This is a genomic window from Leptothoe sp. EHU-05/26/07-4, assembly GCF_043421015.1.
GTDB classification, from domain to species: Bacteria; Cyanobacteriota; Cyanobacteriia; order Phormidesmidales; family Phormidesmidaceae; genus Leptothoe; species Leptothoe turfae.
On record NZ_JAXSQV010000006.1, the window covers coordinates 1 to 24980 of the forward strand.

Annotated in this window: 16 protein-coding genes, 3 tRNA genes and 3 rRNA genes; 14 read left to right on the forward strand and 8 right to left on the reverse strand. The window is 42.8% G+C overall.

The features are described from left to right. The 5 genes from U2F10_RS21995 to rrf all read left to right on the forward strand — a co-directional run. Positions 1 to 837, forward strand: a 16S ribosomal RNA gene (locus U2F10_RS21995); the annotation flags it as partial. Positions 838 to 952: 115 nt separating this feature from the next. Beyond that, positions 953 to 1026 (forward strand) — tRNA-Ile (locus tag U2F10_RS22000). A gap of 5 nt (positions 1027 to 1031) precedes the next feature. Further along, a tRNA-Ala gene (locus tag U2F10_RS22005) sits at positions 1032 to 1107 on the forward strand. 173 nt (positions 1108 to 1280) lie between these two features. Next, positions 1281 to 4097 (forward strand): 23S ribosomal RNA (locus tag U2F10_RS22010). A gap of 102 nt (positions 4098 to 4199) precedes the next feature. Beyond that, a 5S ribosomal RNA gene (gene rrf / locus U2F10_RS22015) occupies positions 4200 to 4316 on the forward strand. 158 nt (positions 4317 to 4474) lie between these two features. Here rrf and U2F10_RS22020 read toward each other — a convergent pair. The 3 genes from U2F10_RS22020 to U2F10_RS22030 form a co-directional block, all read right to left on the reverse strand. Then, on the reverse strand, positions 4475 to 4807 hold the full coding sequence (locus U2F10_RS22020; RefSeq protein ID WP_499873313.1) for an SLATT domain-containing protein: 333 nt from the start codon (positions 4805 to 4807) through the stop codon (positions 4475 to 4477). A gap of 98 nt (positions 4808 to 4905) precedes the next feature. Next, positions 4906 to 5565, reverse strand: a complete 660-nt coding sequence (locus U2F10_RS22025; RefSeq protein ID WP_499873314.1) for a DUF4231 domain-containing protein — start codon at positions 5563 to 5565, stop codon at positions 4906 to 4908. 102 nt (positions 5566 to 5667) lie between these two features. After that, complete coding sequence (locus U2F10_RS22030) at positions 5668 to 6462, reverse strand: TRP family putative cation channel (protein ID WP_163667107.1); 795 nt, start codon at positions 6460 to 6462, stop codon at positions 5668 to 5670. 545 nt (positions 6463 to 7007) lie between these two features. Here U2F10_RS22030 and U2F10_RS22035 point away from each other — a divergent pair. Together U2F10_RS22035 and U2F10_RS22040 are read left to right on the forward strand one after the other, a co-directional pair. Continuing rightward, complete coding sequence (locus U2F10_RS22035; RefSeq protein WP_499873315.1) at positions 7008 to 7823, forward strand: toll/interleukin-1 receptor domain-containing protein; 816 nt, start codon at positions 7008 to 7010, stop codon at positions 7821 to 7823. A gap of 12 nt (positions 7824 to 7835) precedes the next feature. Next, entirely contained in the window at positions 7836 to 10907 is a 3072-nt protein-coding gene (locus U2F10_RS22040) for a WD40 domain-containing protein (protein ID WP_499873316.1), read from the forward strand. Positions 10908 to 10923: 16 nt separating this feature from the next. Here U2F10_RS22040 and U2F10_RS22045 read toward each other — a convergent pair whose 3' ends face one another. Then, positions 10924 to 11097, reverse strand: a complete 174-nt coding sequence (locus tag U2F10_RS22045; protein ID WP_499873317.1) for a hypothetical protein — start codon at positions 11095 to 11097, stop codon at positions 10924 to 10926. Between the two features lie 536 nt (positions 11098 to 11633). Between U2F10_RS22045 and grrM the strand changes: the two genes are divergently transcribed. The 3 genes from grrM to U2F10_RS22060 all read left to right on the forward strand — a co-directional run bounded on the left by grrM (position 11634) and on the right by U2F10_RS22060 (position 14293). Beyond that, complete coding sequence (gene grrM, locus U2F10_RS22050; RefSeq protein ID WP_499873318.1) at positions 11634 to 12839, forward strand: cyclophane-forming radical SAM/SPASM peptide maturase GrrM/OscB; 1206 nt, start codon at positions 11634 to 11636, stop codon at positions 12837 to 12839. Between the two features lie 130 nt (positions 12840 to 12969). After that, positions 12970 to 13350, forward strand: a complete 381-nt coding sequence (locus U2F10_RS22055; RefSeq protein WP_499873319.1) for a hypothetical protein — start codon at positions 12970 to 12972, stop codon at positions 13348 to 13350. A 559-nt stretch (positions 13351 to 13909) separates the two neighbouring features. Then, positions 13910 to 14293, forward strand: a complete 384-nt coding sequence (locus tag U2F10_RS22060; protein WP_499873320.1) for a hypothetical protein — start codon at positions 13910 to 13912, stop codon at positions 14291 to 14293. A gap of 259 nt (positions 14294 to 14552) precedes the next feature. On the opposite strand, the gene U2F10_RS22065 is transcribed toward U2F10_RS22060, so the two are convergent. From U2F10_RS22065 to U2F10_RS22075, 3 genes are all read right to left on the reverse strand, one after another. After that, positions 14553 to 19589: an nSTAND1 domain-containing NTPase gene (locus U2F10_RS22065; RefSeq protein ID WP_499873321.1), complete on the reverse strand. Its 5037-nt coding sequence runs from the start codon at positions 19587 to 19589 to the stop codon at positions 14553 to 14555. A 98-nt stretch (positions 19590 to 19687) separates the two neighbouring features. Next, the gene (locus U2F10_RS22070; protein WP_163660020.1) at positions 19688 to 20989 is read right to left on the reverse strand and encodes a P-loop NTPase family protein; all 1302 of its coding nucleotides are present in this window, start codon (positions 20987 to 20989) and stop codon (positions 19688 to 19690) included. 353 nt (positions 20990 to 21342) lie between these two features. Then, positions 21343 to 21861: a DUF1643 domain-containing protein gene (locus tag U2F10_RS22075; RefSeq protein WP_499873322.1), complete on the reverse strand. Its 519-nt coding sequence runs from the start codon at positions 21859 to 21861 to the stop codon at positions 21343 to 21345. A 154-nt stretch (positions 21862 to 22015) separates the two neighbouring features. On the opposite strand from U2F10_RS22075, the gene U2F10_RS22080 reads away from it, so the two are divergent. Continuing rightward, positions 22016 to 23308, forward strand: coding sequence for an MFS transporter (locus tag U2F10_RS22080; protein ID WP_163660016.1), 1293 nt, complete (start codon positions 22016 to 22018; stop codon positions 23306 to 23308). On the opposite strand, the gene U2F10_RS22085 is transcribed toward U2F10_RS22080, so the two are convergent. Further along, positions 23309 to 23381 (reverse strand) — tRNA-Arg (locus tag U2F10_RS22085). Positions 23382 to 23430: 49 nt separating this feature from the next. Here U2F10_RS22085 and moaC point away from each other — a divergent pair. From moaC to U2F10_RS22100, 3 genes are all read left to right on the forward strand, one after another. Beyond that, positions 23431 to 23955, forward strand: a complete 525-nt coding sequence (gene moaC, locus U2F10_RS22090) for a cyclic pyranopterin monophosphate synthase MoaC (RefSeq protein ID WP_163696953.1) — start codon at positions 23431 to 23433, stop codon at positions 23953 to 23955. An 18-nt stretch (positions 23956 to 23973) separates the two neighbouring features. Beyond that, positions 23974 to 24243, forward strand: a complete 270-nt coding sequence (locus tag U2F10_RS22095) for a 2TM domain-containing protein (RefSeq protein WP_163660012.1) — start codon at positions 23974 to 23976, stop codon at positions 24241 to 24243. 97 nt (positions 24244 to 24340) lie between these two features. Continuing rightward, positions 24341 to 24649, forward strand: a complete 309-nt coding sequence (locus U2F10_RS22100) for a DUF3181 family protein (RefSeq protein ID WP_163660011.1) — start codon at positions 24341 to 24343, stop codon at positions 24647 to 24649. Positions 24650 to 24980: the final 331 nt, after the last annotated feature.

The window sequence follows — 24980 nt, forward strand, 5'->3', positions numbered from 1 at the left end:
TAGGAAGAACACCAGTGGCGAAGGCGCTCTACTGGGCCAAGACTGACGCTGATGGACGAAAGCTAGGGGAGCGAAAGGGATTAGATACCCCTGTAGTCCTAGCTGTAAACGATGGATACTAGGTGTTGTGCGTATCGACCCGTGCAGTACCGAAGCAAACGCGTTAAGTATCCCGCCTGGGGAGTACGCACGCAAGTGTGAAACTCAAAGGAATTGACGGGGGCCCGCACAAGCGGTGGAGTATGTGGTTTAATTCGATGCAACGCGAAGAACCTTACCAGGACTTGACATCCCTCGAATACCTAAGAAATTGGGTAGTGCCTTCGGGAGCGAGGAGACAGGTGGTGCATGGCTGTCGTCAGCTCGTGTCGTGAGATGTTGGGTTAAGTCCCGCAACGAGCGCAACCCACGTCTTTAGTTGCCATCATTCAGTTGGGCACTCTGGAGAGACTGCCGGGGACAACTCGGAGGAAGGTGTGGACGACGTCAAGTCATCATGCCCCTTACGTTCTGGGCTACACACGTACTACAATGCAACGGACAAAGGGCAGCCAACTAGCGATAGTGAGCTAATCCCATAAACCGTTGCTCAGTTCAGATTGCAGGCTGCAACTCGCCTGCATGAAGGAGGAATCGCTAGTAATCGCAGGTCAGCATACTGCGGTGAATACGTTCCCGGGCCTTGTACACACCGCCCGTCACACCATGGAAGTTGGCCATGCCCGAAGTCGTTACCCTAACCGTTTTCGGAGGGGGGTGCCGAAGGCAGGGCTGATGACTGGGGTGAAGTCGTAACAAGGTAGCCGTACCGGAAGGTGTGGCTGGATCACCTCCTTTAAGGGAGACCTACCGAATCGACTCCGAACGAATTTTTATTAGGAGCGATATTGGTCACTCTAGGTCGTGACAGGATTGAGGGAATTTCAAACTATTGTTTAGGTTGTATAGGCTGGGGCTATTAGCTCAGGTGGTTAGAGCGCACCCCTGATAAGGGTGAGGTCCCTGGTTCGAGTCCAGGATGGCCCACTGATGGGGGTATAGCTCAGTTGGTAGAGCGCCTGCTTTGCAAGCAGGATGTCAGCGGTTCGAGTCCGCTTACCTCCACCAAATATTGTCAGATTGGCAGAGATAGGAATAACTTCAGCACCCTGTTTAGGTCTGTTAAGAGATGGGCTAGGGGAATAGGCTGCTGGATTTAGGTCTAGCGAGAACCTTGACAACTGCATAGATTAGTCGAATAGGTAGTTCGACACAGAGAACCTTTAGTAAAAAGACTGAGAGGTCAAGCTACAAAGGGCTCATGGTGGATACCTAGGCACACAGAGGCGAAGAAGGACGCGGTTACCGGCGATATGCCACGGGGAGCAGGAAGCATGCATTGATCCGTGGGTTTCCGAATGGGGCAACCCTACGTACGGCCCACTGAATCTATAGGTGGGTACGAGCGAACGCAGCGAATTGAAACATCTTAGTAGCTGTAGGAAGAGAAAGAAAACTCGATTCCCTTAGTAGCGGCGAGCGAAGCGGGAAGAGCCTAAACCAATTCTTATCAGAGTTGGGGTCGTGGGACAGCGATATGGAATCTGGAGGATAGACGAATCACTTGAGAGGTGAACCAAAGAAGGTGAGAGTCCTGTAGTCGAAATTTGAAGGATACTAGCTGAATCCCGAGTAGGTTGGGGCACGTGGAATCCCGATTGAATCAGCGAGGACCACCTCGTAAGGCTAAATACTCCTGTGTGACCGATAGCGAATAGTACCGCGAGGGAACGGTGAAAAGAACCCCGGGAGGGGAGTGAAATAGAACATGAAACCATGAGCTTACAAGCAGTTAGAGCACGATTAAACGTGTGATAGCGTGCCTGTTGAAGAATGAGCCGGCGACTTATAAGCACTGGCAGGTTAAGTCGAGAATGACGGAGCCAAAGGGAAACCGAGTCTGATAAGGGCGATAGTCAGTGTTTATAGACCCGAACCCGGGTGATCTAACCATGTCCAGGTTGAAGCTTAGGTAACACTAAGTGGAGGACCGAACCGACTTCTGTTGAAAAAGGAGCGGATGAGGTGTGGTTAGGGGTGAAATGCCAATCGAACCCGGAGCTAGCTGGATCTCCTCGAAATGTGTTTAGGCGCAGCGGTAGTGATTATAGCTGGGGGGTAAAGCACTGTTTCGGTGCGGGCTGCGAGAGCGGTACCAAATCGAGACAAACTCAGAATACCCAGTGAATACATTGCCAGTGAGACGGTGGGGGATAAGCTTCATCGTCGAGAGGGAAACAGCCCAGACCATCAGCTAAGGTCCCCAAATCATCTCTAAGTGATAAAGGAGGTGAGAATGCTGAGACAACCAGGAGGTTTGCCTAGAAGCAGCCATCCTTGAAAGAGTGCGTAATAGCTCACTGGTCAAGCGTTCTTGCGCCGAAAATGAACGGGGCTAAGAGATGTACCGAAGCTGTGGACTTGATTTATCAAGTGGTAGAGGAGCGTTCTGTAGTAGTGAGAAGCATTAGCGAGAGCAGGTGTGGACGAAGCAGAAGTGAGAATGTCGGCTTGAGTAGCGAAAATAGATGTGAGAATCATCTACCCCGAAAACCTAAGGCTTCCTCCGGAAGGCTCGTCCGCGGAGGGTTAGTCGGGACCTAAGGCGAGGCCGAAAGGCGTAGTCGATGGATATCAGGTTAATATTCCTGAACTTTGTTTGTGGAGCATTGCAGGGACGCATGACAACTAGCTACACCCTAAATGGATTGGGAAGTTTCTACGGAAGCTGCGTAGTGAACGATAGTGCCTAGAAAAGCTGTGGATGTAATGAAGCGAACAGACCCGTACTGTAAACCGACACAGGTGGGTGGGTTGAGTATACTAAGGGGCGCGAGATAACTCTCTCTAAGGAACTCGGCAAAATGGCCCCGTAACTTCGGGAGAAGGGGTACCCCTTAACGGGGGTCGCAGTGAAGAGATCCAGGCGACTGTTTACCAAAAACACAGGTTTCTGCAAACTCGAAAGAGGAAGTATAGGAGCTGACGCCTGCCCAGTGCCGGAAGGTTAAGGAAGCTGGTCAGTCTTCGGATGAAGCTAGCGACCGAAGCCCCGGTGAACGGCGGCCGTAACTATAACGGTCCTAAGGTAGCGAAATTCCTTGTCGGGTAAGTTCCGACCCGCACGAAAGGCGTAACGATCTGGATGCTGTCTCGGAGAGAGGCTCGGCGAAATAGGATTGTCTGTGAAGATACGGACTACCTGCACCTGGACAGAAAGACCCTATGAAGCTTTACTGTAGCTTGGTATTGGGTTCGGGCTTTGATTGCGCAGGATAGGTGGGAGACATAGAACTAATGCTTGTGGGTGTTAGTGAGTCGCTGGTGAGATACCACTCTATCAAGGCTAGGATTCTAACATTGACCGTGACCCGGTTAGTGGACAGTATCAGGTGGGCAGTTTGACTGGGGCGGTCGCCTCCTAAAAGGTAACGGAGGCGCGCAAAGGTTCCCTCCGGCTGGTTGGAAATCAGCCTTTGAGTGTAAAGGCATAAGGGAGCTTGACTGCGAGAGTGACAACTCGAGCAGGGTGGAAACACGGCCTTAGTGATCCGACGGTACCGAGTGGAAGGGCCGTCGCTCAACGGATAAAAGTTACTCTAGGGATAACAGGCTGATCTCCCCCAAGAGTTCACATCGACGGGGAGGTTTGGCACCTCGATGTCGGCTCGTCGCAACCTGGGGCGGTAGTACGTCCCAAGGGTTGGGCTGTTCGCCCATTAAAGCGGCACGCGAGCTGGGTTCAGAACGTCGTGAGACAGTTCGGTCCATATCCGGTGCAGGCGTAAGAGCATTGAGAGGAGTCTTCCTTAGTACGAGAGGACCGGGAAGAACGCACCTCTGGTGTACCTGTTATCGTGCCAACGGTAAACGCAGGGTAGCCAAGTGCGGAGCGGATAACCGCTGAAAGCATCTAAGTGGGAAGCCCACCTCAAGATGAGTGCTCTCATGGAGTTAATCCAGTAAGGTCACGGGAAGACGACCCGTTGATAGGTTCTAAGTGGAAGTGCAGCAATGTATGAAGCTGAGGAATACTAACAGACCGAGGGCTTGTCCTATCAGTCAAGGGGTCTCATGGATGAACTCTTATTCGAACTAATACTAATCTATGCAGTCTTTCAGGGCTCTACTGAGAGATTAACAGTAAGCTCAATAGCTTTCCTGGTGCCAATGGCGGTGTGGTCCCACTCCGACCCATCCCGAACTCGGTTGTGAAACGCACCTGCGGTGAAGATAGTGAGGGGGTTGCCCCTTGTGAAAATAGCTCGGTGCCAGGGTCCTAATCTACAAAGCGCATCATACTAATTGCAGTATGATGCGCTTTAGTTTTATTTCTGTGCTACATCAGGTTTCCAGAGCTTAACATTCAAAGCTAAGAACAGATATTATATTTGGTCATATCTCTTATGACTATCATGGGTTTGAAGAGTTATTCTCAACCTGATTTGTTCTGTTGGTCTTCATTGTTGTTCTCAGGATAGGTCTCATTTTCGGTATTGCCGTACATTTCGGCCAGTCTATCTTGCATATCTTGCAACCAGCTGACATGTTCACTCCGAATAATAGCCTCGGTACTGATCACCAGTCGTTCGCAGTTCTTAGAATTTTGTTTTTGATCTAGTGATAAGCTATTCCACCAGGCTTCGACATCATAAAGTCCATCTGCCGCCCGGTTATAACCAACCAGAGTTGCTTCTACACGCTTAAAGTCAAGATAATTGCTTAATGCACCTGTTAAGGCAACAGTGATAGCTACCCAGCTTTGCATTTAACCGATGCTAGCAAGGTTCCTAATCCCCCAAAAAAATAAATACTTCCTTCTAAAAACTGTAGTTGTCGGTCTAGCTGTTGGCTTTTATTGCGATATCAAAAGAATTGCTCCTCTAGACGGTATCTCAGATAATCTTCGGCACTGAGATCTGAAAACTCATCGTCTGGAATAGAATTTTTTTCACTTAGTTTTTCGAGACCAAAAAGTTGATTCCATAGTTGCAGGAACAATTTGCCAATTAGTCTAATCGAGAGGGTAATTATTTTGATTACCCAGCCGAGTTTATAGTGTGAAGGTGGTTCTTCTTCATCAGGATTAAGAGCAGCTTGGTGTACAGCGCTTCCTTTAAGTCGTTCGCTGACAAGTTTTGTCTTGTGGGCTAAAATCTCATTTCGATTTTCTTTATATTCTCGAATACGGGTTCGATAGCAGTAGATTTCACTTTTTAAGACTTCGGCGCTACCTCTTAGAAGTAGCCAATTATTCCCTCGGTCAAACTTTACGGCAAAAGCCAGCAAAGCGGAGATAGTTATTGGGAGAATGATCAGGCAATGCTGAAGTGTGGGCTGTAGTATGTGTATACCAGATAGAAATGGTTTTTGGAGGTGATTAATACTATCGATCTTTGTAAGTTGTAATTTAGTCAGAGAGGCATCAATAACTGATAATGCAACAACTACAACGCTTAGAACTAATAGTAGATTGCGCAGAAATGCAAAGCGAGCGCGATAACGGCTTGCATTTTTGCTATACACTTTGTGCCGATTCCATGCGAAATCGAGCAATTTTCGATCAGGTGCTTCTGTAGGCGATTTATCCTAACTCATAAGCTTGATAGCTGTTGCACATATCAGCTATCAGATTACCTTAAGATTGAAATGCATTTTCAATTGCTTGGTTAGGGCATCTAGAGGTTTGTTTAACTCGAAGATTGACAGCTGGCTTGGGTAATAAGATTTCACTAGATCCTGAATCATAGAATTAGTGGAAGGTGCGAGTCCACTAATAGTGTTTGCGATCTCATCTGCCAATCTACCACTGCCCGCAATGATTATGGTTTGCTGACCGACGGAAAGGTTGAGTACTAGATCACTCAATGAAATTTTTCCACCATTAATCAAAATAGTAATTGAAGGGTAGCGATCGGCTAGGGTGGATGCACAATGGGCAAGCCAAGGTGATTCGTTTCCCCAGTTAATACCTGGAATTAAGGCGAAATGCGTATGATGTTCTTCTAAATCAGTAAGTTCTCTGGTTTCAATATCAATAGCTAAGTTGAGGGAATGGCCTGGTAAGTTGACTTTTGCTTTTGGGGCAACGCCGACTAAGTTAAAGCTACCACCAATATGCTGGCGTGCTTGTCCCATCATTTGGATAACACCAGCGTCTGTTCCTCCATCAAAAACTGTAACTCCATAGGTTTCAGCGATTGGAGCTAAGACTTTTGTGAATAGGTGCTCTACTCTAACTTTACTTTCTGGACTCATCTTACTTGCCCCACCGATGATTACCATGCTGGGGGATGGCAAGTTTAATCCCAACGCATCTAAAGATTTGGCGTAACTGAAGGTATCTGGTACATCTAGCACGTAGGCTGTTTGGCCACTAGAAAACGTATATTTGAAGGCGTCGTCGGTAGAGTTTTTGCGCATTGATGCCTCCTACCTTGCTATTTGCTTCAGGTCTAATTGCCTTAAGCAAGAACATATATAACGTTTGTTAGCCATAAACTTGAGAGTGCTTAGAGCACTTGCTGTATTTGGGAACAAAGAGCAAAGTAGATATTCAGTCTAAATGTACCTTTCGGAAAATAGAATTAAACTTCTTGATATCTTGGACTGGAGCAGTAAACTTGACACAATTTTAACTGGCTCAGCCATTGATCAGTATTTAACTGGCATTATTTAACTGGCTAAATACTTTTAAATAGAGAGTTTGCCTCAGTTCACGCATGGTGTTTAGCTCAGTATATTAAGCTGGGCAAAAGTTATGGTTAGAGATTAGGTGAGTTTAGTGGGAGCTTACTACAAATCAAATTCATATGGTAGATGTGGCTCTCTTCAAGGAAAATCATGTCAATTTCACTTGCTATCTTTTACGGACATCAGTGAATATGCATATTTTGGAAAAGCTTGATGTATGTTTAAGGAGATGTCTATAGGCTACCGATTGAGTGTGTATGAGTCTAATCAGTAGGATGACTCAATATAAGCTACGCCTCGCTTATCAACGGCCTAAAGAAGATCGTCTGAGGCGTATTGCTGTGGTGAAGCCACGGAATAACGATATTTTTATTAGTTATACTCCCCAAGATGGAGATTTCGTCAGACGTTTGGATCAGGCCATTCGTGACCAAGGTTTGGATCCTTGGATCGATTTTGATGATATTCCTGATTTCAATCATTTTTTAGATGGTGATAGTACGTATGAAAAACAAATAAAAGATGGCATTCTTGGAGCTGATGTTTTTGTCTTAGTGCTTTCTAATGCAGCACTAGGTAATGGAAAAATAATGCAAGGGCTCAGGTTAGCCCAACGCTTAAATAAACTTATTGTGCTTCTATATCAGAATTCATTTGCTGATATACATGAGCTGACTCTCAGCCTGGATGATTTACAGTACTTAGATTTGAATTCTCCGCTAGTGGGCAAGGTGTTTGAACAAGTCGCCTGCAACATTATTCATCTACAAACTTATACGAGACTTTTAGCACGGGCTAATGAATGGGATAAGCAGGGCCGTCCTCAATCGTATTTGTTGACTTTAGAAGACCTCAAAGAGGTTAAAAAACAGAAGCGTTGGATTGAGACTCATAAGCTGGGAGCACAGTTTAAATTTACTAAGATTCAAAAAGTTTTCTTGGAGACTGTGGATCGAGCCCATGAAACATCTGAGTATTTTAGTAAGAGCCCACCTGATATTTTCATTTCTTATTCTCGCAGTAACAAGCATTTTGTCGAGAAACTGAATCAATCATTAAAGGATGAGCGTTGGAAGGTCTGGATTGATTGAGATAGGATTCCTGTGGCTGCTAATTGGCGAGATGAGGCAGAAGAGGGGATACGTTATGCTCATACTGTTATTTTTGTTGTTTGTCCTGACTCTCTTACTTCTAAAAATTGTCAATGGGAGTTTGAAAAGGCTAAAAAATATAAAAAGCGAATTATCCCAGTTATTAGTTGTAATGACTATAACCGAGAGGTTTTTCAAGCTATGGGGTTATCATCTGTTCAGTATGTGTCTTTTGTGAGGCATGGGCAGTCTTTTGATCAGTCGTTGCAACAATTATTAGATGCACTGAAAACCAACTTGGACGATCTGAAAGTCTACAGACAGGTTTTAGTCAAGGCCTATGAGTGGTCTGATCGTGAACGTTCAGATAGGTTTTTGATGGGGCGTCACGAGTTTAAAGAGGTACAAGGTTGGCGTAGAAAGCGTCAATATCTTCAACAAACAGATAATCGAGAGGTTGATCTTCTACTTCCTCGTCAGCATGAATATATACAAGCAAGTCAACGTTATTTGGCTCTACAGCGAAAGCGTCAGTGGGTGATGATATCTGCAATATTGGGGATCTTTGCAGGGCTTTCTACACTTTTGTTAGCCACAACATTCAGTGAGATTAAGGCGTTAGTAAAATCCTTGGATAATCTTAAGGGGTTAGATGCCTTAGTGACTGGCTTACAGGCAGGAGAACGGGTTAACCATCACTACTTGTTTGTGAGACTTTTGCGTCCTGATTTGCAGGCAAAAGCGACAACTGTACTACATCGAACAGCCCTTAATCTTAGTGAAATTAATCGTTTAGAGGGCCATGATGGGAAAGTTTATTCTGTTGTTTTTAGCCCAGATAGTCAGCAATTAGTTTCAGTGAGTGTTGATAAAACTGTTCGTTTTTGGGGGTTGGGAAAAGAGACAGATGATCAAGGAGAATCATGTTCGCAAAATGCTACAAGATTTAATATAGATAAAGGTGGTATTCCATCAAAGGCATTTAGAACAGTTTCTTACAGCTCATATGGAAGCGATATAGCAACAGGTGATGAAGATGGAACTATCAAGTTGTGGGGATGTACTGGGCAACTAACTAAAGTCTTGTCTCAATCACATCGCGATCGTGTTAATCGCATTGCCTTTAGCCCAGGTGGTCAGTATCTAGCTTCGGCAGGGAAAGATGGCCAAGTGTTTCTGTGGACTCGATATGATGGATTTTCTACTCTGATTAATTTTGAGTATCAAGGTAAAGCACCGGTCTCAACCCTTGTCTTTAGTCCTAATGGCAAATACTTAGCAGCAGCTGATGCTCAAGGATTAGTTCATTTATGGGAAATTAGCCATAATCCTGAAGGGTTACCTTTTGTCAGGTTGATCAATACTTTTCAGTATGAAGTACCAGAAAATCTCCGATATCTCATTACGTTAGTTTTTAGTCCAGATAGTTCTTTGCTAGCTTTTTCAGGCTACGGCGGTGTTGTTCAAGTTCAAAACCTTAAGCAAGCAACTGTTCGTCGTTTGGCGGATCACGACGGTGATGTCTATCAAATTGTGTTTAGTTCTGATGGAAGAACGTTAGCATCTGCTAGTTTTGACGGCACTGTGAAGCTCTGGAATCCTCGTGGAAAGGAAGGTAAAGAATTAGTCCATACTCTTAGAGGCCATCAAGGTCCGGTGTATAGGGTAGTATTTGGCCCTCAAGATGACGTACTAGCTACAGGAGGTGCGGATGGGATTGTGCGTTTGTGGTTGCGAGATAAGGGTGTTCAAATAGAGGCTTTTGAAGGTCATGAAGATGAAATATCTAGCCTTGCTTTTTCTCCAAAAGCTACGCTTGGTTATGCATCGGTATTAGCCTCCGCGAGTGATAGTGGCGATATTCGGCTTTGGAATATCGATAGTCCAATTCAACCATTACCTCACAACAGTGATGTGTATGACGTAACCTTACGACCTGATGGCAGAATGATTGCTTCAGGTGGGAGGAAGACTGTTAGAGTATGGCGACCTGATGGTACTCCACGATTTCATATTGCATTTGGACAAGATAGCAAAGTACTAGCAGTGGACTATAGTCCCGATGGCAGGATACTGGCAGCAGGTGGTTCTAATGGCCAAATCAGGCTCTGGAAACCAGATTTTCACACAGAGAAGCCGATACAGGTCTTGGATGCCCATTCTGATCCGATGGATGAAGAGTCTAGTTCGGAGGAAGTTTTAGATTTAGCCTTTAGCCCTGATGGTCAGTGGTTAGCTTCGGTAGGAACTGACAGAACCCTAAAACTTTGGAGATTTGAGGGTGAGCAACTTTACCGATACGTAACACTGGAACATTCTAACGATGTGACTGGTGTTGCATTTAGTCAGAACAATCAGCAATTGGTTACTAGCACTCGTGCAGAAAGTGATGCTGTTGGCAGAGGAATTTATCTATGGCAAATGCCTAAAAAAGGAATATTGGGGGAGAAGCCAAAACTGCGATCGCTAACTGAAGAAAAGCATGAAGGCAGTGTATTAACGGTTGCGATTCAACCTGCTAAGGATGGCATCATCGCCTCAGGTGGCAAAGATGGCAAGATTAATCTTTGGAATGCTTCAGGTGAATTGATTAGAACTCTGAATGAACATACTGATCCAGTAACTAAAGTGAGCTTTAGTGGTGATGGGCTGTTTTTGGCTTCATCTAGTCAAGACGGTAGCGTTAGGCTCTGGACAGCCCAAGGGGATTTGATTTCAGTATTGGAGCGCCATAAACGAGCTGTATCGAGTGTTGAGTTTGCTCCTAAAAATAGTGATCTTTCTCCTAATGGCAATGAGTTTATAGTTTCATCGAGCTCAGATGAGGATGTTCTGCTTTGGGAGCTATGGGATTTATCTAAGCTAGAGATCAATGGGCGCAATCAGAATCGTGCACTACTCAAAATGCTAATTTCAAATGGTTGTCGGCCCGCAATGCCTTTTTTAGAAAGTCGCTATAGCAAAGATACTCAACAAAATATTGCGGAGATGAACACTTCTGAAAGAGAAAGCTTAGGGGAAATCAAAAAAATCAAAGAATTTTGCGATCGCATCTTGCCCAATAAAAAATCAGACTCACGTTAACTCTTAGGTTCAAATCCTAGGATGCTCTACAGCCTGAAGGATCATTAACAGGATCATCACAGAATCCATAAGAATTCACCGCTAGGTCCTGTGCTTCATTGGTGCTGATGCCCTTTATCCCTTTGGACAACATGGGAATCATCAACGTGCTAGACAATACAGCTGTATAAATCCAAATAGATAGTTTCATGATGATGGTCCTGCATAACTGCCTACTGCTTGAGAACTCTGCATATCATTTCTATTGAAGCACTAATTTTCCGGAGGGAGCCTGGCCACTACGGACGCTTTCTGTGGTGTCATATTAGTTCTAATGCGCTATGGCTAAGTTTTGTATCGAGTCTACTTGAGCTAAGACGGTAAGCAAGGGCGTATTCTGGGATGGGTTTAACCTTAAACGTTCATTGGAGTAACACGTCGAAGCCTTTACAACGGCAGTCTGCAAATTCTGAATTTTTATTAAGTATACAGGCCATTATACTTTTGTCTAAGTGATGTACTACACTTCATCGATAATCATTGAAAGTTTTGGTTTTCCGTGATTTTATTCTTCAGGTATATCGCCATTATTGGTAGGAGAACTATCTTTTTTACGTGTGACTGGTGGCGAAGTATGAATAGTATTGCATTATGTAGCTAAATGTCTAATCTTTCAGTAAGCCATAGTAATCAACTATCAGTAAAATTAAGGTGGTATGCCTTACTAATGGTTATCTGTTGGCGATTATGATCTCTTTTGTCCAAAAATCGATTCGTCAATTAGTTGAAAGACCCTCTGAGCATTTGGAAGTTGGTCCAGTGAAGTTGGTTGTTATTCAGCCAACAACGTTCTGCAATCTTGACTGTGACTATTGCTACTTGCCAGATAGGCATCTCAAACTAAAGTTTTCGCTAGATTTACTAAACCCACTATTTGAGAAGCTTTTCAAGAGCGACTTAGTTGATAAAGGTTTTACTGTGGTGTGGCATGCTGGTGAGCCTTTAACGATGCCAGTAGAATTTTATGAAGAAGCGTTTAGCCGAATTGAAAAGATAAATACCCAACTGAATGCTGAGCCAGTCAAGATCAGGCATGGAATTCAAACCAATGGCACTCTCATTAATGATGGTTGGTGTGATTTATTCAATCGTTATCATGTCAACGTAGGTATTAGTTTAGATGGCCCTGCTTTTTTGCATGATGCTCATCGGATAACTCGAAAAGGGCTGGGCACCCATAGTGGTGTAATGCGGGGTGTTAAATTGCTGCAGGAGAACGGAATTGGGTTGCATGTGATAGCGGTCTTGACTAGTGCATCGTTAGATTACCCTGATGAAATCTTTGATTTCTTTGTTGAGAGTGGGATTCGACATGTTGGATTTAATGTTGACGAAGAGGAGGGTGCAAATGAGACGTCTTCTCTGGAGGGGGATGAAGCACTAGCTCGATATCGAGCTTTCATGACAAGGTTGCTGGAACTCACTAAGCAAAATCCAGAAGCTTTAAAGATCCGAGAGTTTGAGCAGACTCGCAGTATTATTGTTGGAAAAGCTGACATCACAAAAGGGCAACATGTTCCTTTTACAATGCTTAATGTTTCCTATAGTGGAGATATATCGACTTTTTCTCCTGAGCTGTTATCTATGAAGAGTTCAGTTTACGGAGACTTTGTGTTTGGTAATGTATTACAGGATAGCTTTGAATTAATTTATAAAACACAGAAGTTCCAGCAGATAAATTCTGATATTCAAAAAGGAGTCGAGCTTTGTAAATCACAATGCCAATATTTTTCTGTATGCGGGGGAGGTGCACCCTCTAACAAATACTTTGAAAATGGCTCATTTAATTCGGCTGAAACTATGTACTGTAAATTTTCGAAGCAAATTTTGACGGATATTATTCTCCATGATCTTGAGCAGGGACTTGGGCTGGTAAATAACTTCTTAGATTAGCACTTATAAATGTGAAGTCCATTGACTTGCTAAGTGAGGATATTTGTTGGAGAGCTTGGACAAATAAGGGGTGAGGGAGTTGTCCCTAAAGTACCTAACTGCAATTTTAGTATCTAGGAATCATCTACTAATGCATAAACAATATGGCAGGAAACCTCCAAATGCTCTCTTCATCGCACTTTTGGGCTTAGTGATGTACTTTTTGCAAAGTAAACCAGTCCAGGCTTTCGGTGTTTTAGAAGCTGATGAGAGGCTTTTAACCATTGAACAAAGAGTTATGAGAATTCGCCAAGAGGTTTTGAAATCAGTTGATGCCAAATCTTCCTATGCGAAGATGAATAATGAACAAGACATCCTGCATACCCTGAATAGAGGGACTCAAACTTCTCAAACAGATTGGAAAGATTGGAAAGATTGGAATGATTGGAATGATTGGAATGATTGGAAAAACGATTGGAATGATTGGAATGATTGGAAAAATGATGGGAATGATATGCAACAGACATCATAAATTGCTCGATTCCTGTAATTCTTCTGTTTTAGCAATCTTCTAGAGTTAGGATATAAATCAGTGTTGCTAACTTTCGTGATGTGTATGTCTAATAAATTTTGATAATTACATCACTATTAGGTTGTGTAGCTCTTAAATCAGCTGTAAAGTCAATGTTTGATAGCAGTCAAAATGTGTAGGTGTCTAAATTTTCATAAGTCTTACTTATGAAAAAACTCAGTTTATTATCCTTTCAAGAAATGTTTAGAGGCCTCTTGCAATGCAAGAAAAGGATAATTGGTATGACATTAGATAAAATGTCATAGGTTAATTGTTTTTCTTAAAGCTTTTTAGTCTAATTAACGTGTAAGCTCTTGATCGGACTATTCTACTAGACAAGTAAGAATATATCCTTGAGAGGAGAGCATCAAGGTTAGTCTGGTCCTACTCTGTAAGCAACTTTATTCCTTATTATAGAGTTGCTGCCTATGAGTTTAATGTAGCAGTTCTTTGTAAGAACTTGTTAAGTTCTGAGTCATTGATGAGAATAAGAATATAGGTCGAGGTCTCAAAGCGTTTTATGATACCTATTCGCGATAAGCTTTTTAGAATATTCGACAAGATGGTTGCTGCTTGTGCAGCAGCGGTTGGACTCACGTTCTCTACCCCTGTACTTGCAGAGAATATAGCGTTTGATTATCATCAAAAAAAGTTAGGTGTCCTATCAATAGAGGAAAGAGTGGAGTCAGTTCGGTCTCAGTTGAGCCAACGGCAGCTTGATGGAGTGTCTGAATCAAGCTTTGAAAAGTCTGAGAATCTAAGTAACCAGGTGCTAGAGCCAAAAAGTTCGCGAACTGCAATATCTCAATGGAGAAATTATTGGAACGACTGGAACGACTGGATTAATTGGCGTGATTGGAACGATTGGAACGATTGGAGTGATTGGAGTAATTGGCGTTTCTGAATAGTGGATTATATTTTTATATCTAACCTTAGGATTTTTGTATTTGCTGTTTTGTATTTAAGAAATTCAATTTTTGTAAAACCTAAATAAGCAAGATTTTACTTTGGACTTACCCATGGAGTTTTACTGAATAGGCTTAATTAGAAATAGTAGAGCCTTTGATATATAAAGTTTTAAGAGCAACAAAAAGATCATCTAAATGCTTGTCTGAGAAGGTTTTGAATCGATTTTACCCCTTCTTGATTCCGATGTGAGTTTATTAAGGAACTTTTTTGGAAGCGATAGGTGTTGCTGAACATACTGTCAGTGCTTTTTCAACTTCAGGGCGATTGTAGCTAAAGTCTTTTAACCATTGACAGCCGCGGTCTAGTAGACTGTCCAGCGTAGAGTCAATTTCCCACATATCCGTCTGTCCATTATCCGAAGTGATGAGTAAATGTGACTCATCGGGTGAAAATCTAATACTTCGGACAGCCTCATTGTAGCTATACTCAGCAAATAACTGTTTCCTTATATCTGCTAAGCCCTCATTAATACTCCACAATTTAACGTTGCCATCTTCTGAGGCTGTCGCAATCATTTGATTTTTGGAGCTAATTTCTATGTCTAAAATGGAATCAGTATGAGCTCTGAAGTTTTTGACTATGATTTTCCTTGGCTCTTTTTGGGCAGTTAGATCTATAACAACAATACTTTCATCTGCTGAGGCGGTTACTAGATACTTATTATCTGGTGTGAAAATCAGATCTAAAATTGGAGATGAATGCACTTCAAAGTCTTGCAGTACTTTGTTCTTGTTATAATCCCAAACTGTAACTTGACCGCTTGCTCCACCAGCAGCTATATATGTGCCATCGTCATTATACTTAACAGTGTGTAGGGCTTTATCGTTTGTAGATAGCCTGCTTTCAACTAAATTTCCATCTAAATCCCAGATCCTAACAGTTCCATCAGAAGCGTTAACACTAGCTATATGTTTTTTGTTTGGGTTAAAGTCAATGTCCCAAATATTAGTTGGCTTATCAAACTTAATTCTTCTATTTATCTTCTTTTGGAATATATCAAAGATAACAATTGAGCCATCTGCTGAACCTGAAGCAACTAGCTTTCCATCCCGGCTGAAATGGACGCTGTTAATTTGACGTTCATGTAAATTGAAAGATGCTGGCGTCGCTTTGTCTAACATTTGATCAATTAACAACGGAGAGTTCTGTTCTGTAAAATCCCATATGTAAAGACTGCCATCTACAGCCCCAGCAACAAGGTGTTTGCCTGTAGGACTGAATTGTATAGTCCGGAAAGTGTTATTGTCTTTTTTAGTAAAACCTGCTACTTTTTTGTCACTTATGTCCCATGTGAGCACACTACCATCCTCTGAGGATGTTGCCAGAATATGACTTTTTTGTGGATCGGTGTTAAAGCTAACACTTAAAACTTGATTAGAATGCCCTTTAAGTTTACGTACTTGTTGACCAGTTTCAAGATCCCATACGCGAGCCGTTTGGTCTGCTGCTGCTGTTGCTAAATATTTTCTATCAGCACTAAAACTTACGCCCAATAATGTTTGTCCTTCATGGTCAAAGCTAGTACTAGAACCATCTTTTACACTCCAAATATGAGCATTGCCGTCTGCTGAAGCAGTTGCGAAGAATTGGCCTGTAGTATCAAAGGTAATGTCAAGTACATCAGCTGTACTGCCATTAGATAAAGTTTGAATTTTATTACCTGTTAAGTCCCATAATTCAACTTTGCCATTGCTTGAAGTAGTTGCAATCTTTGTACCCTCAGGGTTAAAGCTAACATCAAAAATAGGCTTATTTTGATTGCTTAAAGTTATTGGATTATTATGTCGATTCCCTAACTTCCATAGCTGGGTAATTCCTATATCAGCCTCTCTATCAGCTGATATTATAGATACTATTGCTATATATTGATTATCAGGACTCAGACTGATACTACGGATTCTGCTTTCTTGCTGCTCGACTGGTAACTCTTGTATTAAATGACCGTCTGGATTCCAAATTTTTACGATGTTGTCTGCAGATGCGGTCGCTATAGTTTGTCCATCCTGACTAAAACTTACGTCTATAATCGGTGTCTGAGAAGCTGGGAATTCAACTAATTTTTCTCCTTGCATATTCCAAAGATGTGCTGTCCCACTTCGGGAGGTGGTCAACAATTCATCTTTGTTGGGCCTAAATATAGCTTTATGAACAGGGCCTTCATGTCCGTGAATTTGGTTGATTGCCCTAATTTCATGAAGCACTTGCTGTAACACATAGTATGGGCTATAGGTAGAAGTACTATTCGATGATTTATCTCTAACTAGTTTCTTCGCACGCTGCACATACTCCATGGCATTAACAAGTGATGACAGAGGATCAGATTCAACTTGTTGCAGCATTTGCAAAGATTCTCTCTCTAACTCAGCTTTCTCTGATTGTAGAGATACATCTTGATATTTAAAATGTGCATCGATAGATACTAGAGTAATAGCAGTGCCGATAGCGATTGTCGAGGCAATAATGACTCTACGAAAAAGCCTCTTGGCTTGTTGTAGGTCTATTTCAGTTTTACGTCGTTGTGCTTTTTCCGCTTCTAATTTCTTGTTTATTTCTTTGAACGCATCTCTTTGTTGTTCAATCTTCTGTTTCTGTATCTCGGTTGCTTGACGTCGTTCTCTTTCTTCTTCAAGTTTAGCTGTCAATTCACTGATACGAGGTGTCTGCTGACGGCGAATATAAGATACTAAGTAATCATGCACTAGTTGATAGCGACTAGCTGGTAATGAAGGCAATAGGAATACTAGCCCTGATTTTACGAAAATCTGCAATACTAGGTCTAGCTTATTAGCCTCGGTTGCTAAATTCCTTGCTAAAGACCTTAAGGCACTTTCTAGCTCGTCCCTGGTTTTAGGGGGACGAGTCTCATTCTCATCTGTCAAGAGATATAGCACTAAATTGGCAGCCTGCTGATTTTCAGGCCCGCAATCTTTAATGACTTCTTCTAGATAACGTTGAACTAGAGAAGATTTTGGCCCTTTTTCATGATATTCATCTAGTTTTGTAATGCCCTCTGTTTGAAGTTGAGCGCCGACTATTTGTAGCTCAATGGGTCTCACTTGCTGTATATCACCAGCTAAATCGTTGACTAGGGTATCCACTAGTTTTGGTTCAAGATGAAACTGAGTTCTTTCGGTGAGACTTTGGATGATCGCCTTGGCATCTTCCGGTGAGAAATTGCCAATTTCATAGCGGTGATTTGTGCTCAGAATATCATTAGTGATGTAATAATCATCAGTTGCCAAATGTTCAAACTCTAGCAAGTAATGGAGATAATCTTCTCTCATTACAATAATGACTTTTGTATAGGGAATCTTGAAGCAATGACTTAAAAATTGAAGAAAAGACTTTCTCTCTTCCTGATTGGAATGGCCAATAAAAAACTCTTCAAATTGATCTAATATTAGGACGCTAATATATCGATACTGATTTTGCCTTAGCTGTGCTAAAACTGATGCTCCCGAGTCTAGAGGATTGGTTACGTCTTCCTCATGACGGTTTAAATTGTCACATAATTGACGACCCAAGTCGTCTATCCAATCATTGTAGTACTGTAAGGTTATGGTCAAAACATCGCGAGTTTTAATAATCCGATCACGAAGCGTAGGAATTAACCCTGCCCGTACAGTCGAACTTTTACCTACACCAGACTGTCCATGAATAATTGTCAATTTGAAGTTATCTCTTGAAATTCTGTTGACTAACTTATCAATATCTCGCTGTCGATCGGAAACAGAGATTTCTTGAGCAACGTTTTCGAGGTTAGAATCTCCAAGGATACTAGAACCCAGCTGTCGACTTGGCTGGAGTCGACTTGCACCGATAAATGCCCGTAATCCATACTGGCTTTCTAGAGACCGTTGTTCTTGCTTTGTTTCGAAAGCGCTTAGGTAGTTATGTTGTGCAATAAATAACTTACGCAACTGCTTTAATATAGAAATACAAAGTATTGGATCGGATAGCGACCTAAGAGTTTGTCTTGCCTCTTTTGAGCAAGTGGCCGCTTCTGTTAATTGACCTTGTTCCTGCAAAGCCTGCGCGCGAGCGAGCTGATAGAAAGCTCGATGCTTGCGTTGTGATACGGGAGCTAATTGAATAGACTGTAATGCTTGTTCTGCATATGACTGGGCTGCTTCCCAGTCATTGTTATGTAAAGATATTTGAGATAAAAAACCATAGTCTCTTGCAAGTCGCGCATTATTGGCTGTTGATTGACCAGACCGGTGAAGCTTCAGTGATTGATCGGTTAATACCTTTAAATTGTTCCATTGCTTTAGGCGTAATAAGACTTCACCTAACTGACCAATAAAACAAGCCACTAAATCTGAGCGATTAGCAGAATTGAAGCTGGCTAAGCATTGTTTAAAATAAGTTTCTGCTTTTTGAAGGTTGTTTTGAACATGATTTAGCTCCAGCTCAGATTTCCGCTTGTGACAAAGTCCTAGATGAAATTGGACAATGCCCTGTTTCCTTTTATCATTAAGAGCTTGCCAATGATGTAAGCAATACTGATATTTTGTGACTGCGTTATTAAATTGATTGCTTCTGTAATCTTCACGACCGATGCAGAGCTTTAAAGTTGCAAGGTTTTCTTGAGATAGTTGATAATTTAGGAATTCTAGTTCTTCTTTTGCTTTTAGATATTCCTTGATCTCTTGAGCATTCCAGGCTGACGTTAATACTGTTTCTTCTGCTGGATATTCTGTAGCGGACTCAAGAATATGTTGAAATAGTTTCTTAGAACGCTCTTGTAGAAGATCGACTAGTTCGTTAGCTGCATATTCGAAGGTAATTGGAGTTGCCCAATTATGAAAATCAGGAACTAACCTAATTATCTCGCCTAAAATATCATCAGTTACCCAAATAACTATTGGAAAACCAAAATTCTTTCTGAATTCCTCTCGTACTTGATTAGTTGATAATAGCAACTCTTCTAATTTCTCTACGGATTCTAAGCCCACAATGCATAACGCTTCAGGTGTCTGATCTGCGAAACTTTGTTGTATCCGTGTGTATAATTGCCGGGCCGTTTTAGGTAGTTCTAGAGTATGGATAGATACCTCAGATTGTTGATATAAAAGTTGTAAAATCTTGTCGCGTAGGGGAGTATAGTTGGAGCGAGCAAGCACGAGTTCAAATCTACGACCACCCGTTAGCCTAAGTGTCCTGGCTAGTTTTTCTAAAGAACGCTTATTGTTTTCTGTTAGATTAACTGAATCTTTTGCCTGGTCCATAGCTAGTAAGCTCTGAAAGGTGGATAGTCACAATTGTAATCTGAACTAGTGTTAAGCTATTTCCTGAGAGTTGAATCAGGTTTCTGAAGTCCGCTTCTTTAGGTCTTTGACTTAATGAGTGGATTTAGATCAAACCATCTACCTCCATCTTTGTCATGGTATTCAAAGACAAAAAGACTTCTCAACAGAATTTGATATCCTTTCTCTCCACTAACTTTTTTACTCTCTTCTACACCATGTAATAACTTCCATTCATCTTCGGTGATTGCCATTCTTAAACGGTCAGCGTACTCGCGAATCACCCTCTCAAGGGTAGTCCGCTTTAAGGGAGGATCTTCTTCTTGAAGGCAAGTGTAAAGCATGCCTAAAAGGTTGCGAACATGTCCACCGCTAATGTTGCAAAGTCTATCTAATGTAGTTGTGTCATCAAACACTTCTGAGATTAAACTCTGGTACTCTTGAGGGCTTACATCAGGAAAAGCTCTGGCCATAATTAACTGGCGCAGTAGATTCATTCCTTCCATACATGTATTGCCATTACGTAGACGAACTGGGACCATGGGTAGAGTTTTGGTCAGTACTCCTCCACCGAAACGATTGATCATCGTTTGGTGATCGTTAGAAAAGGTTAAAGATAGCGGAATTGTGTATACAACATGACAATTGAGCTTTCGTAATTGCTCGCCTCTATCAATAAAGAGATATTCAGGTTGAGGACGTCCTGCATCATTCACTCGATTGTCAACCCGATCTAAGCTATCAACCAAGACAACTAAGCCTTTTTTACCTTGTAGTTTTAGTTCTTGATTGGCTTTGCCAAGGACATCTTGATTCAGTGCCTCTAGAATGCTGCTTGTCAGTGGTTCAAGATATTGCCTGAGGCGTCCACGGGTTTTGGGGCTTTCTTTCGTTAAGGCAGTCAGCTTTCCCAACCCAATTGGTAGAGAGAATTCGAATTCTGAAAATTCAATAGGTGTTTGCAGAAGTTCGGACACCTCCTTAAAAAGTTTTTCAAAATAAGATGGTCTAAGTTTAATGCCAATATTCTCAAGTCTGATGCTGATGCGATGGGCAATTGCTAACAGTATGTCCGTAACATCTACATCTGCTAAATCAAGATCCTGCGAGGATTCAAAATAAACTACATAAAAACCCTGCTCTTCTAAGTCAGCTTGTAGCCTACGAAGCTCGGTAGATTTCCCACAGCCAATGTGCCCTGTAAAAAGCTGGCAGCTTGATTCTCCCCCAAATGATTTAAGTGCAATGGTGCGTTCAATTGCTTCGATAATTTTGCCCCCACGAACTTCAGCAAAATCAACATAATATTGCCGATCCTCTGGCTTACTGATGATTAGAGTGCGGCTGGGATCACAAGCATCAAAAAATCTAAGGAAGTCCATGTGTAGGATTTAGTTAGTTAAGGTGCCAGAAGTATTAGACGCATTGACTTTATGGTTGAGGATTACTGGTTGAAAACAGTATTTCCATTCCATATAGAATTTGTTGAACGTTGGAATCGTAATTCAGTAAAATTTTCTAGCTATATTAGCTATGGCCAAGAGGCAGGTAGCTTCGGTCAGGAAAGGTTAGACACTGTATCTCTTTATATGCTCCTCAATTTTAAGTGTTTAAGCTTTTCGCAAAAAAGAAGTTAAATTACTTTGCAAGTAAGGTTAAGAATTTTAAATGCTTGCGTAATGGAAGCCTCTGCACTTTGAGTGAATGAAGGGTTGCTTTATCTCTTAGTCTGTCTTTAGGAATTTTGCTGCCAAGGTGTCGGTCTAGTAGTCCGTTTGATATATAAAGGATGGCGAGGTTGGCCCGATTGGTTGCGGGCTAGACAGTAGAACTTATGGTGATGGATGGCAAGTAAATCTAGGACATCTTGGTGTCGATTGAGCAGGCTGCCCCAATTGCCCCAGGCCAAAATCACGGCGTCCGCTGTTGCAGATGCTTCATGTAAGTAACGATTATTCTCTGGGCCAATCGGATCGTTGATGTGCTTCAAAATTGACGGTTGAGAGGTGCGATAGGCAAACAAGTTCACTATATTTAATTGGGTATATTCCCATCTTTGGGCAAATTGTGAGCAGGCTCGAATGGTGGGGTCATCCTTTTCTGCATCGGCCTCACTGGGGTTGAGCATAATAAATGTGACCTGACGTAGATTTTGGCCCTCGGTTAACCATGATCGGGTGAGGCGATAGCGATAGCGATAAGACGCGTCGAAGGTGGCCGTTCCTTTTAGAGAATTCGTTACAATCGTTAACATTGGTCTGTCAGGAAAATCAGTGTAACGTTGGTCCGTAATTGCAAACGCTTTCGTTGGCAATGAAAGCTGTGAACTCTTGCCACGAAGCGTGTTGTATATCGTTTGCTGTTTGGGTTACACCTGGTGGGCGCATCTTCCGTTAAGGAGCATTGTTTTGAACGTATTTGTTACTTTAGAGCCGACCCTGAGACGAAACTTGATAGTGATGTTTGTCGCTGGGCTGTGTTTTTGGGCTGGATTGGCAGGGCTATTGCCTGCGTTACCGTTATATATTGAGCAGTTTGGTGCAACGGGTCAGCAAATTGGGTTGGTGATGGCGAGTTTTGCCATTGGTTTATTGACGATGCGGCCAATGATGGCCCGTATAACTGATGAACGTGGTCGTAAGCCGGTGTTATTGCTAGGTTTGATGGCAATTGCTGTCGCTCCCTTACTGTATTGGCTAGTACCTGTTTTTCCTGAAAAGATATGGCAGTTTTCGTTGGGTAGCCATGTTTGGCGTATCAAGTCAGCAATTGCCTTGATGATGTTATTCAGGGCATTTCACGGGTTAAGTATTGCTGCTTTTGTGACCGCTTACAGTGCCCTAGTCGCGGATTTTGCTCCACCTCAGCAGCGAGGAGAGCTAATTGGCTATATGAGTCTTGTTAATCCGATTGGTATGGCTATAGGACCTGCCTTGGGGGGCTATTTACAAGCTGGATCAGGCTTTGCTCAGGTATTTTTTTTAATGGCGATTCTTGGGGCAATTGGATTGGTGTGCGCTGTTACGATTGCGGAGCCGCAACGAGAGAGGATACTATCGCGTCGTCAAACTGCTTTTTGGTCGTTGCTGCTGCTGCCAGCTGTGCGGGTGCCAGCCATAATTTTATTTTTGGTGGGGCTAGCTTTTGGAGGATTAGCTACGTTTGTGCCGCTATATGCCCGTGAGTCAAACTTTGCTCTCAATATTGGTCTGATTTACACAGCTTCTGCAGTTTCAAGTTTTGTGATTCGTCTTTTAGTCGGCAAGGCATCTGATCGTTATGGTCGTGGACCGTTTATTACCCTTGGACTAATTTTTTATTCAATTTCTATGATGGCGCTATGGCTTGCCCAGAGTGAAGTTGCAGTGTTGCTTGCTGCTGCTTTACAAGGTATGGGCGGTGGCATGCTAATTCCTATGGTGGCAGCTCTGATGGCCGATCGCTCAACGCCCGCTGACCGTGGCTTGATGTTTGGTCTCTGTTTAACAGGATTTGATTTGGGGATTGCGTTAGCGGGCCCAGTAATGGGGCAAATTGCTGATTTAGCTAGCTATAGGGATATTTTTGGTGTAGCTAGCTTAATGACTCTTGTAGGTTTAGTCATCTTTATCACTACGTCTAGCAAAGACATCAACCACTCAATTCAGTTCTCACTGAGAGGTGGTAGAGATGTGTATGCCACACCACATTCGACAATTTAACGAGCCTGGAGGGATTCGAACCCCCGACACCCTGGTCCGTAGCCAGGTGCTCTGTCCACTGAGCTACAGGCTCTAACAGGATTAAACTTTAACACACTGTTGCAACGCTATCCAAGATTTCTATGGCAATTTTGATTGGCACTGGCTCTGTACCCTATCAATCCAGGCAGTCGTCCTTAACTCATTTGGATGGAGGTGGGGCGGCTCAAATGGTTGATGTGTCTGGCAAAGCGATGACTCACCGTACGGCTGTGGCTGAGGGGTATTTGCGTATGGCGCTTGAAACGATGGCAGCAATTCAGGCAGGTGATGTACCTAAGGGGGATGTGTTAGGGACTGCTCGAATTGCTGGCATTATGGCTGCTAAGCAAACGTCTAATTTAATTCCTCTGTGTCATCCTCTTCCAATTAAAACGGTAGAGATTTCGTTGGAACCTGATGATGAGCGACCGGGCTATCGAATTCAAGCGACGGTGAAGACGACAGGCCAAACAGGTGTGGAAATGGAGGCGTTGACAGCGGTTTCTGTAGCGGCATTAACCCTGTATGACATGGCCAAGGCACTACAAAAGTCAATGCAGATTGAGGATATTCGTTTGCTGAAGAAAACTGGTGGTAAATCGGGGGACTATACTATTGATCCATGACATATTTTTTGGTGTTCTATGCCTCCTAAGTGGCCACGAAAACCTGATCGTAATGACCCGGCCTATCGAAAATTAGAAGATAGAATCAATTTTGCTGTGCATGTGGCGGCGTTTACGGCGTTTAACTCGGGGCTATGGTTTTTTCATGGTTTTATTCCAGGGACTCTGCCATGGCTGCCCAAGTTAACGCTACCTTGGCTGGGGCTTTTGGTTGTCCATGGTGTTTGGTTATTTGCGATCGCATCCTACTCTGCACATGAGGCACCCTCAGACAAGCCATCGTCATGAATTGAAAATTTTGTTAATGCATTTTACGAACGGTTCATTTCCGTAGCCAGACCTTTTACCCTAATGCAAGAGACTTTCCTCTAAAAAGAGAATTACCATGGCATACCCCGGTGCGGCAGCAGTTATTGAAGCCTTAGCGGCGGATATTGGCGACACAGTTTACATTGATGTTGCCAAGTGGCATTTGTATCTTCGAGATACCTCGTTGCATACTACCCTGGCTGAAAAATTTTATCCGATGGTGACCGACAGTGATTTATCTGAAACTGGTGTGGTCGCAGTTTTGCAGGACATTACTGTCAAGTTAGGTGGTGGTCGTCGATCTCTTCCTTTAAGTGATTTAGTGCCCATTCAGTGTCAAGTAGATTTGCTTGACCTGTTAGAACGTCATCGCAGTGAGATATAGCTATCAATGATTTGGGTTTTCAGCTAAAAATGCGAGTCGGCTGGAGTAAGTGAATAGACAAAACTATCCATCAATCTGGTCTATCTCCGTGGGAGACGCTTCGCGAACGACTCCGCAGTTCGGCTGAGCGGTTCGGCTGGGCTCATCGTTGAAGCCTCACCGTCGAAGCCTCAGCCCTCATTTCTCTAAATTAGCTGGTTGAGCGGAGTCGAAACCAGCGGTGTTGGGGACGTTTACTTTCGGCTATCTACTTGGCTTCTACTGCTTGTTTAAAATTAAGTTCCCTTCACTCGAAATAGGTAATTGATTATTGCTGATCTTTTGGAAGATT

Coding starts and splice junctions, on each gene's coding strand:
- U2F10_RS22020 (WP_499873313.1), bottom strand. CDS start 4,807: ATGCAAAGCTGGGTAGCTATCACTGTTGCCTTAACAGGTGCATTAAGC.
- U2F10_RS22030 (WP_163667107.1), bottom strand. CDS start 6,462: ATGCGCAAAAACTCTACCGACGACGCCTTCAAATATACGTTTTCTAGT.
- U2F10_RS22035 (WP_499873315.1), top strand. CDS start 7,008: ATGACTCAATATAAGCTACGCCTCGCTTATCAACGGCCTAAAGAAGAT.
- U2F10_RS22045 (WP_499873317.1), bottom strand. CDS start 11,097: ATGAAACTATCTATTTGGATTTATACAGCTGTATTGTCTAGCACGTTG.
- grrM (WP_499873318.1), top strand. CDS start 11,634: ATGATCTCTTTTGTCCAAAAATCGATTCGTCAATTAGTTGAAAGACCC.
- U2F10_RS22055 (WP_499873319.1), top strand. CDS start 12,970: ATGCATAAACAATATGGCAGGAAACCTCCAAATGCTCTCTTCATCGCA.
- U2F10_RS22060 (WP_499873320.1), top strand. CDS start 13,910: ATGATACCTATTCGCGATAAGCTTTTTAGAATATTCGACAAGATGGTT.
- U2F10_RS22065 (WP_499873321.1), bottom strand. CDS start 19,589: ATGGACCAGGCAAAAGATTCAGTTAATCTAACAGAAAACAATAAGCGT.
- U2F10_RS22070 (WP_163660020.1), bottom strand. CDS start 20,989: ATGGACTTCCTTAGATTTTTTGATGCTTGTGATCCCAGCCGCACTCTA.
- U2F10_RS22075 (WP_499873322.1), bottom strand. CDS start 21,861: ATGTTAACGATTGTAACGAATTCTCTAAAAGGAACGGCCACCTTCGAC.
- moaC (WP_163696953.1), top strand. CDS start 23,431: ATGGCAATTTTGATTGGCACTGGCTCTGTACCCTATCAATCCAGGCAG.
- U2F10_RS22095 (WP_163660012.1), top strand. CDS start 23,974: ATGCCTCCTAAGTGGCCACGAAAACCTGATCGTAATGACCCGGCCTAT.
- U2F10_RS22100 (WP_163660011.1), top strand. CDS start 24,341: ATGGCATACCCCGGTGCGGCAGCAGTTATTGAAGCCTTAGCGGCGGAT.